This is a genomic window from Candidatus Neomarinimicrobiota bacterium (genome assembly GCA_022573815.1).
GTDB lineage: Bacteria > Fidelibacterota > SORT01 > SORT01 > SORT01 > JACZTG01.
Map to the genome: position 1 here is coordinate 22,853 of JACZTG010000002.1, position 14,729 is coordinate 37,581.

The 14,729-nt window shown below is 39.7% G+C and carries 9 protein-coding genes; 7 read left to right on the forward strand and 2 right to left on the reverse strand.

The genetic code is table 11. The annotated features are described in order from the left end of the window. Nucleotides 1-39: 39 nt before the first annotated feature. Together IIB39_00935 and IIB39_00940 are read left to right on the forward strand one after the other, a co-directional pair. Complete coding sequence (locus tag IIB39_00935) at nucleotides 40-1,275, forward strand: Glu/Leu/Phe/Val dehydrogenase (GenBank protein MCH8927263.1); 1,236 nt, start codon at nucleotides 40-42, stop codon at nucleotides 1,273-1,275. 18 nt (nucleotides 1,276-1,293) lie between these two features. Continuing rightward, nucleotides 1,294-2,559 carry a 3-isopropylmalate dehydratase large subunit gene (locus IIB39_00940; GenBank protein ID MCH8927264.1) on the forward strand — a complete coding sequence of 422 codons (1,266 nt, stop codon included), beginning with the start codon at nucleotides 1,294-1,296 and terminating at the stop codon, nucleotides 2,557-2,559. A gap of 50 nt (nucleotides 2,560-2,609) precedes the next feature. On the opposite strand, the gene IIB39_00945 is transcribed toward IIB39_00940, so the two are convergent. Both IIB39_00945 and IIB39_00950 read right to left on the reverse strand, forming a co-directional pair. Beyond that, nucleotides 2,610-3,302 (reverse strand): polysaccharide deacetylase family protein, encoded by a 693-nt coding sequence (locus IIB39_00945; GenBank protein MCH8927265.1) that lies wholly within the window; start codon nucleotides 3,300-3,302, stop codon nucleotides 2,610-2,612. 97 nt (nucleotides 3,303-3,399) lie between these two features. Beyond that, the gene (locus IIB39_00950; protein MCH8927266.1) at nucleotides 3,400-4,752 is read right to left on the reverse strand and encodes a 1-acyl-sn-glycerol-3-phosphate acyltransferase; all 1,353 of its coding nucleotides are present in this window, start codon (nucleotides 4,750-4,752) and stop codon (nucleotides 3,400-3,402) included. 354 nt (nucleotides 4,753-5,106) lie between these two features. On the opposite strand from IIB39_00950, the gene rdgB reads away from it, so the two are divergent. From rdgB to IIB39_00975, 5 genes are all read left to right on the forward strand, one after another. Next, entirely contained in the window at nucleotides 5,107-5,694 is a 588-nt protein-coding gene (gene rdgB, locus IIB39_00955) for an RdgB/HAM1 family non-canonical purine NTP pyrophosphatase (protein MCH8927267.1), read from the forward strand. 98 nt (nucleotides 5,695-5,792) lie between these two features. After that, nucleotides 5,793-11,828 (forward strand): cell surface protein SprA, encoded by a 6,036-nt coding sequence (sprA, locus tag IIB39_00960; GenBank protein ID MCH8927268.1) that lies wholly within the window; start codon nucleotides 5,793-5,795, stop codon nucleotides 11,826-11,828. Between the two features lie 109 nt (nucleotides 11,829-11,937). Next, nucleotides 11,938-12,744, forward strand: a complete 807-nt coding sequence (locus IIB39_00965) for a M28 family peptidase (protein ID MCH8927269.1) — start codon at nucleotides 11,938-11,940, stop codon at nucleotides 12,742-12,744. Nucleotides 12,745-12,955: 211 nt separating this feature from the next. Beyond that, complete coding sequence (locus tag IIB39_00970; GenBank protein ID MCH8927270.1) at nucleotides 12,956-13,408, forward strand: hypothetical protein; 453 nt, start codon at nucleotides 12,956-12,958, stop codon at nucleotides 13,406-13,408. 85 nt (nucleotides 13,409-13,493) lie between these two features. Continuing rightward, nucleotides 13,494-14,720: a GlmU family protein gene (locus IIB39_00975; protein MCH8927271.1), complete on the forward strand. Its 1,227-nt coding sequence runs from the start codon at nucleotides 13,494-13,496 to the stop codon at nucleotides 14,718-14,720. Nucleotides 14,721-14,729 lie beyond the last annotated feature (9 nt).

Consider the following 14,729-nt stretch of genomic DNA (forward strand, 5'->3'; position numbering starts at 1 on the left):
GGAACAAATTAAAATTACGTTATTTGGGGATCCAACTAAATGTACGAGCACGAACCGCAATTTATAGTCGATTATTACGACAAGAAATATGACGTCAAGGGATATTTCGTGGTGGATACTCTTATAAACGGAATAGCAGGAGGCGGCATACGAATTCGCAAGGACTTGACGGTTGAAGAGGTTGTTCATCTCGCAAAAAAAATGACTCTCAAATTTACTTTTATAAATCCACATATCGGCGGCGCGAAATGTGGTCTTGATTTTGACGTTAACGGTGCCGGAAGCGATGAAATTAAAGAAGAAGTATTGGATCGTTTCGTTCAATTCCTCGAACCGTTTCTACGGGGTTTCTATGCGACGGGGCCCGATATTAATACTTCCGGAAAGGAAATAATGAAGTCAGTTTTGAAGTTAGGAGTTCCTCATCCTCAATATGCTCTTGCGAAAAAATCGCCTATGGGTTTGGAGAAAGCTCTCGACAGGCTTCAAAAAGGAGTGAATATTCCGGTCAGAGTACTCGGTAAAGAGACTATATTAAATGATGTTGTAGCCGGATTCAGCGTTATGGAGGCGGCAAAAACAGCTTGTTTCCTTGACGGCTCATCGTTTGAGGAAAAGAAGATAGCCATTGAGGGATTTGGTTCTGTGGGCGGCAGCGCGGCTCATTTTCTAACTCAGGAAGGCGCTTCTGTGGTTGCTATTTCGGACATCGACTGCACAGTTTATCATCAAGGCGGAATAGATTTGTCTCTTGTTACCGGAGAGAATTCCGGACATATAAACATAAATAATTTACCTGAAAATTACACCGTTATTCCGGCAAGCGAAGGCGATATATATAGCGTGGAAGAAGATATTGATGTATTTATTCCCGCGGCCCGTTCGGATTATATAACAGCTGAAAAACTGGATCTTCTCATGAAGAATTTGAATCCGCAATATATTATTCCCGGGGCTAATCATCCATTCTTGGTATCAGGCGATAAGGATGAAGGCTATATTGAGAATTGGCTGTTTTCGAAAAATGTTATCGTCATTCCGGATTTTATAGCTAATGCCGGAGCCGCGGCTTTGTTCGGAATTCTTACATGGAATGAGAAGATAAATCTCACAGCTGATTCCCTGCTGCGCGCTGTAGCGGTGATGATAAGGGAATCGACAGTTAAGGTAATGGCTTCAAGCGAAACAGAAAGACTGAGTCCATTTGAAGTTTCGATTGCTCAATCACGGAAGAAGATAGTGGAATATTACAGTGATTATTCATCCAAGTTTTAATTAGAAAGGATTTTATAAATGGGGATGACTCTAACAGAAAAAATACTCGCGAATAAATCGGGGAATTCAAGCATAAAACCGGGTGATCTAATTTTTGTGAAAGTCGATTTATCTATGGCGACTGATATTGCCTCCCCGCTGACCATAAAAGTGTTTGAAGAAATTGGAATGGATAAAGTGTTCGACCCTGATAAGATCGCATTGGTTAACGATCACCTCACACCCGCAAAAGATATAGATGCTGCCGGTTTCTCCAAGATGATGAGAGAATTCGCGAAAAAACACGGTATTAAACACTATTATGAAGTTGGTCGAACAGGAATTTCGCATGTTCTCCTTCCTGATGAGGGGTTGATCGCTCCCGGCGATATTATATTAGGCGCTGATTCGCATTCCACGACTTATGGCGCATTCGGTTGTTTCGGAGCGGGAATGGGCGCTACCGATATTGCGGCAATATGGGCTGAAGGGGAGATTTGGCTTAGAGTACCGGAGACTATAAAGATAGAATTCAAAGGGAAATTACCTAAATATGTGATTGGAAAAGACCTTGTGCTTCTTGTATGCCGCGACCTCGGAATGGAGGGGGGTAATTATAAGGCATTAGAATATTGCGGAGAGACCGTTGATAATATGACAATGGATGATAGGTTGACTCTTACAAATATGGCGATTGAAGCTGGCGCAAAAAATGGCGTTATCGCAGCCGATGATACGACCATGAAATATCTTGAAGGAAAGCTTAAAAAAGACGATTACCAAATATTTGAAAGTGACGATGATGCTGAATATCACAGTGTTCTGGAGTATGATGTAACAGATATGGAGCCGCAGGTGGCAGTGCCTTTCTTGCCGAGCAACGTAAAGCCGATATCTCAAGTAGAGAATGTTAAAGTTGATCAGGTAATGATCGGTTCATGTACCAATGGACGATACTCCGATTTTGAATTAGCGGCGGAAGTTTTAGGTGATAATAAATTTTCAAAGGATACAAGGGTACTAATAACACCGGCAACCACAGAAATATATCAAAAAATGTTAAAATCGGGTCTTATACTTAAGTTTTCTGAAGCGGGCGCTGCCATAACCACACCGGGCTGCGGGGCGTGTATCGGCGCACATCTTGGAGTTATGGGTGATAAAGAAGTAGGAGTTTTCACCACCAACCGAAATTTCCCTGGCAGGACAGGCGCACGTACGGCGGAAGTGTATCTCAGTAACCCTGCGGTAGCAGCGGCATCGGGTATTACCGGCAGACTAACTGATCCGAGGGAGTTGAGTTAAAACCTGTTTAACGGTTGCAGCAGTTGTGTTATAGGATATTGACCCGCCAGTCAATTAGCGGCAATTTTTTCATCTCCGCTAATTAATTCGCTCAGCGTCACAAATTGGTAACCTTTTGCCTGTAATTTCTCTATAATTATAGGAACAGCTTCGATTGTTTGATTTCGGTCAAAATTTCCCCAAGTACCGCCATCGTGCATGATAATAATAGAGCCGGGTTTGACACGCGTTAATACTCGCTTAATGATTTTATCTTTGCCGGGTCTGTTGGGGTCCCTTGGATAGACTTCACCGATAACAGTTTGAAGACCATTTGATTCAATAATGTCGAGTATAGCAGGGGTAAAAAGTCCCATCGGCGGTCGAAAATACACGGGTTTAGTTCCAACAGCATCTTTTATTATCGAATTTGTGGATTCTACCTGTTTATGAACCTCTTTACGGCTTACAAGAGGCAATACCGGATGTGAATAAGTGTGGTTACCAATCTCATGGCCTTCGGCATGTATTCTTCGCGTAATATCCGGTTCTTCTGAAACGTTTTTGCCAATAAGGAAAAAGGTGGCTTTGGCATCATAATTTGATAGAATATCGAGAAGTTTCGGAGTGTATTCCTCATTTGGACCATCATCAAATGTAATGGCAATACGTTTTAAACTTGTGTCTGAAGCCCAGATTACCCGATTTGAGAGCAGGTGACCATATTTTTCAAGCAAAATCAGGTCTGTGTAATAAATACCCACAAAAAGGGCTATTATTAAAATCAGGAGAGAAGGGACGGTTAAGCGATTTAATTTTTTCCAATTATTTCCATCTATATGGTATTAAACGGTTCAATAATCACTCCGAAGCGCCCATAACCTTCAAATAATCATCTTTAAATTCGTCTAATCGTCGAATGATGCTATTTCTCTCAAGTTTTAGTTTTTTGACTATATGTCTATTTGTTAATAGTGTAAGTGAAAACTGCCAGACTCTCCAACGATATTTCACCTTTTTTCGATACGCAAGTGCGCCGAAGCCAAGAAACGGCAAGCTTGTCATGAATGCTACGCCAATCATAGGATCGAATAAATTCCAAATAAGTAAGGTTTCTAAGAAGTAATATGCCAAAAATCCTATCCCCCCGCCGATCATAAGAGCAGACGATGTTTTCGTTTGATCGTATCCGATTTTTTTACCTACGAATTCGGCAAACCGATAAGGAGGATAGTTAGTTATAACGCCGGCTATCCATAGCGGAAGGCCGATTATGCTCCACATAACCATTTTCCAACTGCGTTTTGTGACTTTGGATTCAGTGATATCCGTTTGTAACAAAGAATCGTGAAGATTGAGCCTGTCAATTTTCATTCTGTAATATTTTACATCGTGCAGCAATGCCGTAGCTTTTTCCGGGTCGTTCTCCATATAATAACTAACTGCTTCAGCAAGATGTTTGGTTAAAAACATTTCTTTAAAAACTTCATCATCGGAAATAAGAATTTCGTCCTTTTCGAGTTTGTCTTTTAGCGGAGCTCTATATATTTTCTCCAAATCAGTCACAAAATCGTTAAATTCGTCCTTTTGGATATTTAGTGTAAGTTTACCCAATTCTATTGAGATTTTATCAGTTAGGCGGTGCACACCCTCGTATTCATCAGTCAGATAAGTTTCTTTGAACTCTGAGACAATTATAGGTTTTCCAAAATTTAGCAAGACATTGCTTCTGAATCGATGCCGGGCTGTAAAATAAAGTCCAAGTGGAATAATGGTAACGCCCAATTTGAAATCGTTTTGTCTCTCGGCTCCGAGTGCAATTCGAGCTGTTCCGGTTTTCAGTTTAAGGACTTTTCGGTCCGTTTGACTCGTTCCTTCCGGGAAGATACCGATGCATTTTCCTTCCTCGAGAATAGTATAAGCCGCGCGGAACATATCGTCGTTTTTATTCATTTTATCGGGGTTGTCAAATCTCCGGTAAACAGGGATGATACCCATAGCGTAAAGAAATTTCTTACTTATCGGGTTGGAAAAAAGCCCCGAATGACCGATGTAGTGAATTTTACGAGGAGTTTTAACGCCAAGAACAAGGGCATCCATAATACTTGAAGGATGATTGGCGGCTATTAAAATCGGACCTTCTTCCGGCACGTTTTTCAGATTGTGAATTTCTACCTCGTCAAAGAATAGATTTATGGAGATGCGGAGAATCAATTTAACTGAATTATAGAATATCATAAGTGTAGTAATAATAATTAAGCAGGACTCAATATAGCGTAGAATAAAAGGGAATTCAAACAAGAAAAGAATGTCAAGGTACGCTTAATGCTGTAGAATGGAGAAAGTAGAATCGGCACAAATCCGTTGACAATATTAAAGTTACAACCTAATTTCACCGAGCTATACTTTTAGTAAAACTTTGTTGGAACAATGAGAAAAGATGTTTTTTGATGTAATAATAATACCGTTTGTAACGAATGGAACGACACATTTCAAGATCGTATTCAACGACCAATATTTTGGGAAACAATTACCGTAGAAATGAGTAAAAGAAGAGTGTCCTGAACTATGCAGATAGTAATTGCGACCAGAAACGACGATAAATATAAAGAAATTAGGGATATATTGCGGGATAAGGACATTGAAATCCTTTCTTTAAAGGATTTTCCTGATGCGCCTGAAGTAGAAGAAACGGGAGCTACTTTAGATGAAAACGCGCTACTTAAGGCTAAAAGCGCAGCTGAAGCAACCGGTTTGCCTGCAATTGCAGATGATACAGGATTAATGGTAGATGAGCTCGAGGGAGCTCCGGGTGTGATGTCCGCACGATTTGCGGGCGAAAATGCCACTTATGGAGATAATTGTTCTCTATTGCTTTCAAAGCTGAATGGCGTTCAGGATGAAAAAAGGACTGCACAGTTTGTATGTATAGCGGCGCTGGTTGATGCAAGCGTTTCTATTATTACAAGGGGAGAGGTGGGTGGAGTCATTTTAAAGGAACCAAGAGGAGAAAATGGTTTTGGATACGATTCGATTTTTCTACCGGATAATTCGGAATTGTCTTTTGGGGAGATGACGATTGAAGAAAAAAAGTTGATCGGACACCGTGGTAAAGCGTTTAACGAGATGTTAAAAATAATAACGGATATATATTAATAATTAAAATAGAGGTGACTTATAAGATAGAAGAGATACGATGACTTGGGAATAAAACCTTAGTCAAAATTATTTAATGAAAAAACATACATTTATTAATGATAAACAGCGACAGCAGAGAATATATTATAGCTAGTCGCCGTTTCATTCTATTGCTGTCGCTACTTGTAGCGCAAATTACCTCCCTTTATGCTGAGTCCGGTAAAGAACCGTCAATTTATTCGATACCGGGCTTTGTTCCAATTTTAAAGAAGTCATTTCAGGGACTTTACTGGTCTGATTCTGATTCAAATATCGTGCTGGACGGCGCGTTTCTACCGCTCAGGGTCGGATTTTTCAAATCTATTGTCGAGTTAGATTCATCTGCGAAATATTTTACTTTTAGGAAGCAATATCGCGGGAAAGATATACAGGCTCCTACAGTCATCAGTGTTAAAGATTATTATCTGCTTGCAATGGAAAAGTCACTATTGGAAGATTGGACTTTGCGTGTGGAAGATGTTCTCAAGAGAGAAAGGGAGCGAGGAAGAGGAGGAGCAATAGAAATTATTGGCGGTTCAATCGCCGGACAGGATGTTGCCTTACGGGTAACCGGAAATATTAATATACGCGGTGGATTGCGGAATGAGAATAGAAGTACAGTAGCCCAAAATTTTGCAGAGGCGCGGAATACTTCTTTTAAGCTTGACCAAAAGCAACAATTCAATATTGAAGGAACTATAGGAGACAAAATAAGTATCCTCGTGGATCAAGATTCCGAGAGAGATTTTGAATTTGAGAACGCTTTGAAGATTCGGTATCTCGGCGATGAAGATGAGATTATAAAACGAATTGACGCAGGAAATATTGATCTATCGCTGCCCGGAACTCGATTTGCCGTTTCGGGAGGGAGAAATCAGGGACTTTTCGGAATTAAATCACTAATGAGAATCGGCGGTCTTGATATTACGACTATTGCCAGCGTTGAGCGTGGCAAAAAGGAAAAATTGACCCTTGAAGGAGGCGCCACATCGCAAGCAAGGATAATCAATGATTATGATTATGTAAAAGGTACATATTTTTTCCTCAGTAATACATACAAAGATGCGCTATATCCAACAATCAGAACACAATTTGTAAGGAGGGCAAGTCGAATCAAAAATATTGAGGTATATGTAACCGCTGCAGGAAACGAAACAGGAAATTTTGAAGCGATGGCAGTGCCTGAACCGGACGATGTAAATGATCCGGGATTTGATTTAGCTTTGAGTGGAGGAGAAAAAGGACGCTTTAAGCGATTGACCAAGAATGTCGAATACGAGATAAACGAAAATCTCGGATTTATAAGAATGAATACTTTCCTAAACAGTAACGATATACTCGCAGTAACCTTTGAAAATGATATTGGAGTCACTGTTGGAGGACAAATAATCACACAAGGCGAAAATCAGGATACATTGGTGGTTCTGAAGATGATTAGAAGCAGGAACCATGTTCCAACTCATCCTACGTGGGATTTGGAATTTAAAAATGTTTATTTCCTCGGAGCTACCGGCATTAATAAAGAAGGGTTTGAGTTGACTGTGGTTTTTGATAGAGGAAGCGCCGAGCCGCAGGAACGGGACAGCAACGGAACGAACTATCTACAAATATTCGGTTTGGATTCTCTTGACGTTAACGGAAAAATAGGGTCGGATGAAATTTTCGACATTGAGACATCATCAATTATCAATCTTGCAAGAGGAGAATTATGGTTTCCAGCTTTGAGACCGTTTGAAGCTCCGAGAACTCTCCCCCCAACTTTTTATTCACCTCAATTGTACGATACAACAGCCATAGAGGCTATTCAGGCAGCAAGCAAATTCAAGATAATGGTTTCGTACAAAAACAGATCATCAATCTTAAGTCTTGGAATAAACGTTATTGAAGGAAGCGAAGAAGTAATTTTAGATGGGGTTCTTTTATCAAGAGGCACTGATTACTCCGTAGATTATTTCACCGGGCAGTTAACACTGCTTAAAGATGGAGCGACAGACCCGGGAGCGAATCTTGAGATAAAATATGAAAAAAACCAACTCTTTCAATTGGACAAGAAATCTCTTCTTGGAACAAGGGCGGAATATAGATTTGGCGATAGCTCATATTTAGGTGGGACATTTCTATTTTTCAGTAAAAGTACTATTGACCAAAAAATTCGGGTTGGAGAGGAACCGATCAAGAATATGTTGTGGGATATTAATGGAAAAATTGATCTTAAACCAAATTTCATTACACGGGGAGTCAATGCTCTTCCGATGTTTAAAACGGACCAGGCGTCGGCAATAAATATTGAGGGAGAAATAGCACAAATAATTCCGAATCCAAACACTCTCAACAGTATTGAGACGGGAGATAATAATGGCGTTGCATATTTAGACGATTTTGAAGCAAGCAAAAGGATAACATCGTTATCCATAATCCGTCGCCATTGGTTTAGAGCATCTCCTCCGGACCCACAAAATTTTAAAGGCGAAGAAGAAAGAGCGTTTACCTACTGGTATAATCCGTTTGAAAGAGTGCTAACTCAAGAAATTTGGGAAGACAGAGATATTGGTAGCCAGGCGGGGAATTTATTTACTGATATTTTGAATATTACAATAGATGCTAAAAATAATAGGTTTGATAAACCCGATTCCACCATTCCCAGTGAACAAAGATGGGGTGGTGTTATGAGGGCGCTACCGGCGAGTTTCTTCGATCAAACTCAAACTAAATTTATTGAAATATGGGTAAATGGAAACGAGGGTCTGCTGAATATAGACATAGGTCATATTAGCGAGGACGCTAACGATGACGGAGAATATAATACTGAGGATGTTCCTGTGGGAGGTACAATAGGAAATAATCTACTTGATGAAGGAGAAGATTTAGGAATTGATGGTTTAATCGATGAAGAGGAACCCGGTTATGATGCTATTTCAAATAAAGATCCCAATGCCGATAATTGGCGTTTTGATCCGAACCAGAGGGAAATTGATTATCGAAGAATAAACGGAACGGAAGGTAATCGAAGAGATGAGGGCGGTTTCATTCCGGACACTGAAGATTTGAATAGAAATACCTTTCTTGACACTCGAAACGATTTTTTCAGGTATTCATTCTGGCTCGACGGAAGAGATGATCAATTAATCGCCGGCGGAAGAGGGAATGATAAGGGGTGGCGTCTTTACAGACTACCTCTAAAGGAATTTAATTTTAAATCGGGACCGGGCGCCTCGTTTCAGGATATACAATATGTACGGATTTGGGCAACCGGATTAAACAAGGAAAAGAGCATAAAAATAGCGACTATTGAACTCGTCGGAAACGAGTGGCAGGAAATAGGTGTGTTGGGAAAGGGCGCTACTGATTTTGATAAAAATGATTCGTCATTTACGATAACGGTTGTAAACACTGAAGATAACAGTGATATATATGATGGAAAGAGGGAAAACGGAGACCCCGATCTACAGCCGCCGCCAGGCGTAACAGGACAAGAGGACAGATTAACGAGAGTGCGCGCAAAAGAACAATCGCTGGTTCTTAAATTTAATGACCTTGCTCCCGGAGCTTTTGGCGCAGCTCGAAAAGTATTCTTTAAAGAAATTGATATCGCACGATATAAAAAATTAAAAATGTTCGTACACGGCGATAAGCACTTCGGAAAGGACTCTTCATCGGTAGAGTTTATCATACGAATAGGTCGAAGTAATGAAAGCTATTATGAAATAAGCGAACCGATTTATCCGGGTTGGGATGACAGGAATCACATAGATATTGATCTTGAAGCGTTAACCCGGCTAAAGCTAAAAGATGGAGAAGTATTCAATTTAGGAAATGGGAAGAAGGCGAGGATAGTAAATTCTCCCTCGATTACACGGCTACGACAATTAGTTGTAGGTGTGAAAAACAATCGTAAGGTCATTCCAATATCAGGACAAATATGGTTAGATGAACTTCGAGTTTCGGATATAAGACGTGAAAGTGGCATCGCTGCCCGTGGAAGCGCATCAATAAAATTCGCAGATATTGGAAATATGAATTTCAATATTGATAGAGTTGATGCAAATTTCCATAAAGTGGAAGATAAATTAGGAAGTACGGGATCCAGTACAGAACGAGTTTCTTACCGGTTTAACAACACGTTTCAATCCAATAAATTGTTACCTGCCCGATGGGGACTATCAATACCGATAACTTTTAATATAAGTCGGCAGTTTAGTAAGCCGAAATTTTTCCCCGGAACAGATGTTCTCGTTCAGGGTAGCGCTCCGGATTCTATAAAAAATATAGGAAGGCAAAGCAAATTTGGAATTTCGTTTAAAAAGAACAGTAAATCCAGGAGACGAATATTAAAATATACTATAGATAAGTCAACGGGAAATCTTTCTATTCTAAATCAAAGCGGAAGCAACTCACAAATATTTGAAAAATCATTATCAGCTTATAACGGCTCTTTTGCCTATAAACTTCCCGTGAAGAAAAGATCAAAACTAAGACCATTCTTCTGGACCAAGTCTATACCTTGGTTGGGCGGCAAATTGAGCGACCAAAAGTTCAATTATTATCCAAACTCTTTTAACTGGAATTTAAAAGCTACTGAATCAAAAAGCAGATCGATTCCACGAAGAGGCAAGCCTTCTGAATCATATAAATTTAATATGGTAAGAAATCTAAAAACAGGATTCCCAATATTTAAATCAATGAATTTAGAATATGGAAGAGGATGGACTAACGATTTAAGTGATTTAAGAGGATCTAAATCAGATATCTTCTCCGGCGATTTTGGAGCGCTCACCAATGCTAATGAAACTTTTTCTGCAAGGTGGAATCCAAAGGTTTTTAATTGGCTCCAAACAGGCTTTGGTTATAACAATAATTATCGACTTCAGCTGCAACGCGCGAGGCAGCTGCAAAGCAATGATGTTTCGAGTCAAAAACAAATGAACGCTAATTTGAATTTTAATTTGAAGAAATTCATGTCATTTTTAACTCCGAAAAAGAGTGATAAGGAAAAGGCGGCTGCGAAAAAAACTGCAAAAAAAAGAAGGCCGGGTAGAAGAGCAAGAAAGAAACCTAAACAAAAAGAGGAAGCAATAGAAAAAAAGGGTAAGAAAAATCCCACACTTGGGGAATTAATTACAAAACTTTCACAAAAACTCCAACCGGTTACTTTTTCTATATCAAAAAGCACAAATATAACTAATCCTGCGGTATTCGGCGCACCGTCATTGGCGTACAAATTGGGATTAACAGACAATCCGAATTTGGTAAAAGATTCTCTTATAGTGGCTGAGAATAGAAAAAGCGAAAACACCAACATAACTGCAAAAAGCGGCTTGAATATTAGCCGAAATTTGACTGTGAATTTTTCATATGGACAGAACGAAAGAAAAAGCAGAACGTCGGCAAGCAATTTGAATATTACTAAATCCAGAGACTTTTTCCCGCTGGGCGAGCTCGGTAATGAAGGAATTCCTTTTCCGACATGGAATGTTCGCCTTTCGGGACTCGAAAAAATTTCCTTCTTCTCCAAAATAGCAAAAACAGTAAGTTTGGAACATGGATTCAGCGGAAAAGAAAACGAGAAGATATTAGAGACAATAGTACTGACGAATGATTCAAGAATTGATTCCATAAGTAGTGAAGTTACCGGCAAAAATTATTCAAAATCCTGGCAACCGTTAGTGGGTCTGAACTTAAACCTTAAAGGAGATGTGTCGGTCACTATCAGGTATAACAGTTCATCTTCAATATCAAATTTTTTTGGAATCAGAGATGGAACGCAGATAATTAACACTTCAAATTTATCTGTGACAGCCAATTATTCACGGCGCGGAGGATTCAGGTTGCCCATCTTTTTCTTCAGGGATTTCAAACTTGATAACCAGGTAACATTTTCTTTAAATTATAATCGTGGGAAGAATTTGACCCGTTCGCGGACAGGACCAACAACAAATGAATTTGCGACGATAAATAAATCAAATAGATGGACACTACAACCACAAATGAATTATTCTTTTAGCTCAAAACTTAATGGTGGTGTATTTTTTGAAATTGGAAAAACAGAAACTATAAACGGAACCACCAGCTTCCAAGATTTTGGCTTAACGGTTAACATAACCATCAGAGGATAAGAACATACATACTGTTTCAAAACAGATAATATTCTCGATTCTCCTTACAACTGTTGTATCATGCGGTAATACAAAACCTGAATTTGATAGTGCAAACGCGTTTAATATTTTGGTTGAGCAATGTGATTTCGGCCCAAGAAATCCGGGTTCAACCGGGCATAAAAACACTCTTGAGTATCTGGCATCGAAACTTAGCGCATTAGCGGATACTCTGAAATTACAAACATTTTCATACCTTGATAGCTCTACAGGAAGGAAATACCAGCTAACAAATATTATAGCATCATTTAATTTGTCAAACCCCAAAAGGGCATTATTGGGGGCGCATTGGGATACGCGACCACGTTCGGAGAACGATTTAGACCCGTTAAAGAGAAACGACCCCATGTTGGGCGCAAACGACGGCGCAAGCGGTGTGGCAGTGCTATTGGAGCTTGCCAGAATTTTTAACTTAAATACTCCTCCTATTGGTGTGGATATAGTTTTATTTGATGGTGAAGATTTCGGGGAGGAAGGTGATTTAGAAAGGTATTTTTTGGGATCGAGGTATTTTAGCCAGAATTTTAAAGGTGACAAACCTGAATGGGCGCTGATTATAGATATGGTAGGTGACGCAAACCTCGAGTTGCCTATTGAAAGATATTCCTATGACCGGAATAAAAAATTGGTTAATGAAGTTTGGAGCGCAGCCGAACGCGCAGGAGCATATCAATTTAAAAGACGGCTTGGCCACTATGTCGAAGATGACCACACGATGCTTTTTGAGCATGCGGGAATTCCCGCTATAGATATTATTGATTTTAACTATGTACAGAGAGGGGTCAATCTCTGGCATACTTCTCTTGATACTCCCGACAGATGCAGCCCTGCGAGCCTTGATGCGGTTGGTAGAACGTTAATCGAAATGATATATTAACTAATCATTATTTATCTCTGTTTTCATCTGAACTCACCAGTTATTATATTCCTTCAGATAAAAAGTAAACAAAAGAAATATTATTTTAACTTCTTTCAGAAAAGACATTGCAAGCTATGCGATAAGAAAATTCTCGCACGCTGAAGTTGATTCCAATTCTCCTATTTCCATCGGGAAAAGTATTGAAGAAAGTTCGGGAATACTGATATGTATGCCTGAGGATGAAAAACAGTTCAGGATTGCAAGATACGTATTTAAGAGCGTATTCGCGGCTGAAGTTTCTAATCGGGTTACTATTATACTCACGGAAAAAAACGCGAATTCTTTTCAGCAGGAAACAAACGCTCGGAAGATAATATTAAAAAAATCGGATATCGGTTTTTGGAGATTACCTAAATCCCAGTGGATTAGCGATCAAGGATTTTCCAAATACGACCTTACTGTGGATTTGAACACAAATTTCTGTTTATACTCGGCATATTTGTGTAAGAAACTCGGTAACAGATTGCTTGTCGGATTCGCATGGGATAATTCAGACGAATTCTATAATGTAGTACTTGAAATGCAGGGAATTCATACCAACTTAGAAAAAGTTTACAGAATTGTCAGAGATGAATACACAAATCTTATCCCTGTTGAGCTGATACAAAAAACAAGACGATAATCAGCTCCGGGGATTGAAGACATTGCATTAAATGAAACAAATGGATTTAAATATCCGTTACGATATATCGGAGGAATAATAAGGAATGATGAGATCGGTGTTATTCGAAGACGAACATACAAGACGTCTGAACCCGTTAGTTCACCTACGTCCTGTATACGACTTGAAATTCGGTATACGGACTATCAGAGAAAAATATCAAAAAATATTTAAAGATGAATTTGAAACTCTTCATTGCCGCGAAGAATTGGCAGCTGTTTTGACGAATCAAAACCCAAAGGCGGAGATAAACAGCTATTCCGCCGATAAATATATTTTTATTAACGGCAGAAGTATCATCACAGAATCTGCTCTCAAAACTATAGATGAATCGGAGGATGCACTTTACTTAAAAGATGGCGTTGTTGCAGCGGCGGTGCTGTCGGGGGGTAATATCGATCTTATAAGGGCGGTAAAGGGAATGCTGTTAAGCCGAAAGGATTTTCCCGATCTTCCTGAAAAAGAGATAGAATGTACTTGGATTAATTTTCCCTGGAATCTATTTCTTGAAAATGGAAATGAAATAACCCGGGAATTTGAAGGCCCCGGAATCCACGGCAAGGTTCACAATGGCGTTAATATGCTCAACGAGGAAAATATCTATATCGCAGAAGGAGCAATAATAAAACCGGGTGTATCGCTTGATGCAGAAGAAGGTCCGATTATTATAGACGCAAATGCGCACATAATGGCAAATGCGTATCTACAAGGTCCTCTTTATATAGGTGAGAACAGCATCATAAAAGCCGGAGCTAAGATTTACGAAGGCACGACTATCGGCGAATTTTGTAAGGTCGGCGGTGAAGTGGAAGAATCTATTTTTCACTCTTATTCAAATAAACAACACGATGGTTTTTTAGGTCACGCTTATTTGGCAATGTGGGTCAATCTTGGGGCTGACACCAACAACAGCGATCTGAAAAACAATTATGGAAACGTACGTTTCCATGTGGAGGGTGAGTCAATAGACACCGGTACAATGTTTTGCGGGCTTGTAATGGGCGACCACTCAAAATCAGGTATCAATACAATGTTCAATACGGGCACACACGTAGGTATTGCGAGCAATGTTTACGGAAGCGGTTTTCCACCGAAGTTCATACCATCATTTTCGTGGGGCGGCGCTGAAGGAATGACAAGTCATCAAATTGATAAAGCGGTTGTTACTGCCCGATTGGTGATGGCGCGGCGAAATGTGGAATTGTCATCTGAAGAAGAAGCGCTGCTTAAAGATGTATTTGAAAAAACCGCTTCTGACAGGGCTGCGTATTAAGGTGCCGAG

Excerpts from the sequence above, each read along its gene's own strand:
- IIB39_00935 (MCH8927263.1), top strand. The coding sequence starts at position 40 with ATGTACGAGCACGAACCGCAATTTATAGTCGATTATTACGACAAGAAA.
- rdgB (MCH8927267.1), top strand. The coding sequence starts at position 5,107 with ATGCAGATAGTAATTGCGACCAGAAACGACGATAAATATAAAGAAATT.
- IIB39_00975 (MCH8927271.1), top strand. The coding sequence starts at position 13,494 with ATGATGAGATCGGTGTTATTCGAAGACGAACATACAAGACGTCTGAAC.
- sprA (MCH8927268.1), top strand. The coding sequence starts at position 5,793 with ATGATAAACAGCGACAGCAGAGAATATATTATAGCTAGTCGCCGTTTC.
- IIB39_00970 (MCH8927270.1), top strand. The coding sequence starts at position 12,956 with ATGCCTGAGGATGAAAAACAGTTCAGGATTGCAAGATACGTATTTAAG.
- IIB39_00940 (MCH8927264.1), top strand. The coding sequence starts at position 1,294 with ATGGGGATGACTCTAACAGAAAAAATACTCGCGAATAAATCGGGGAAT.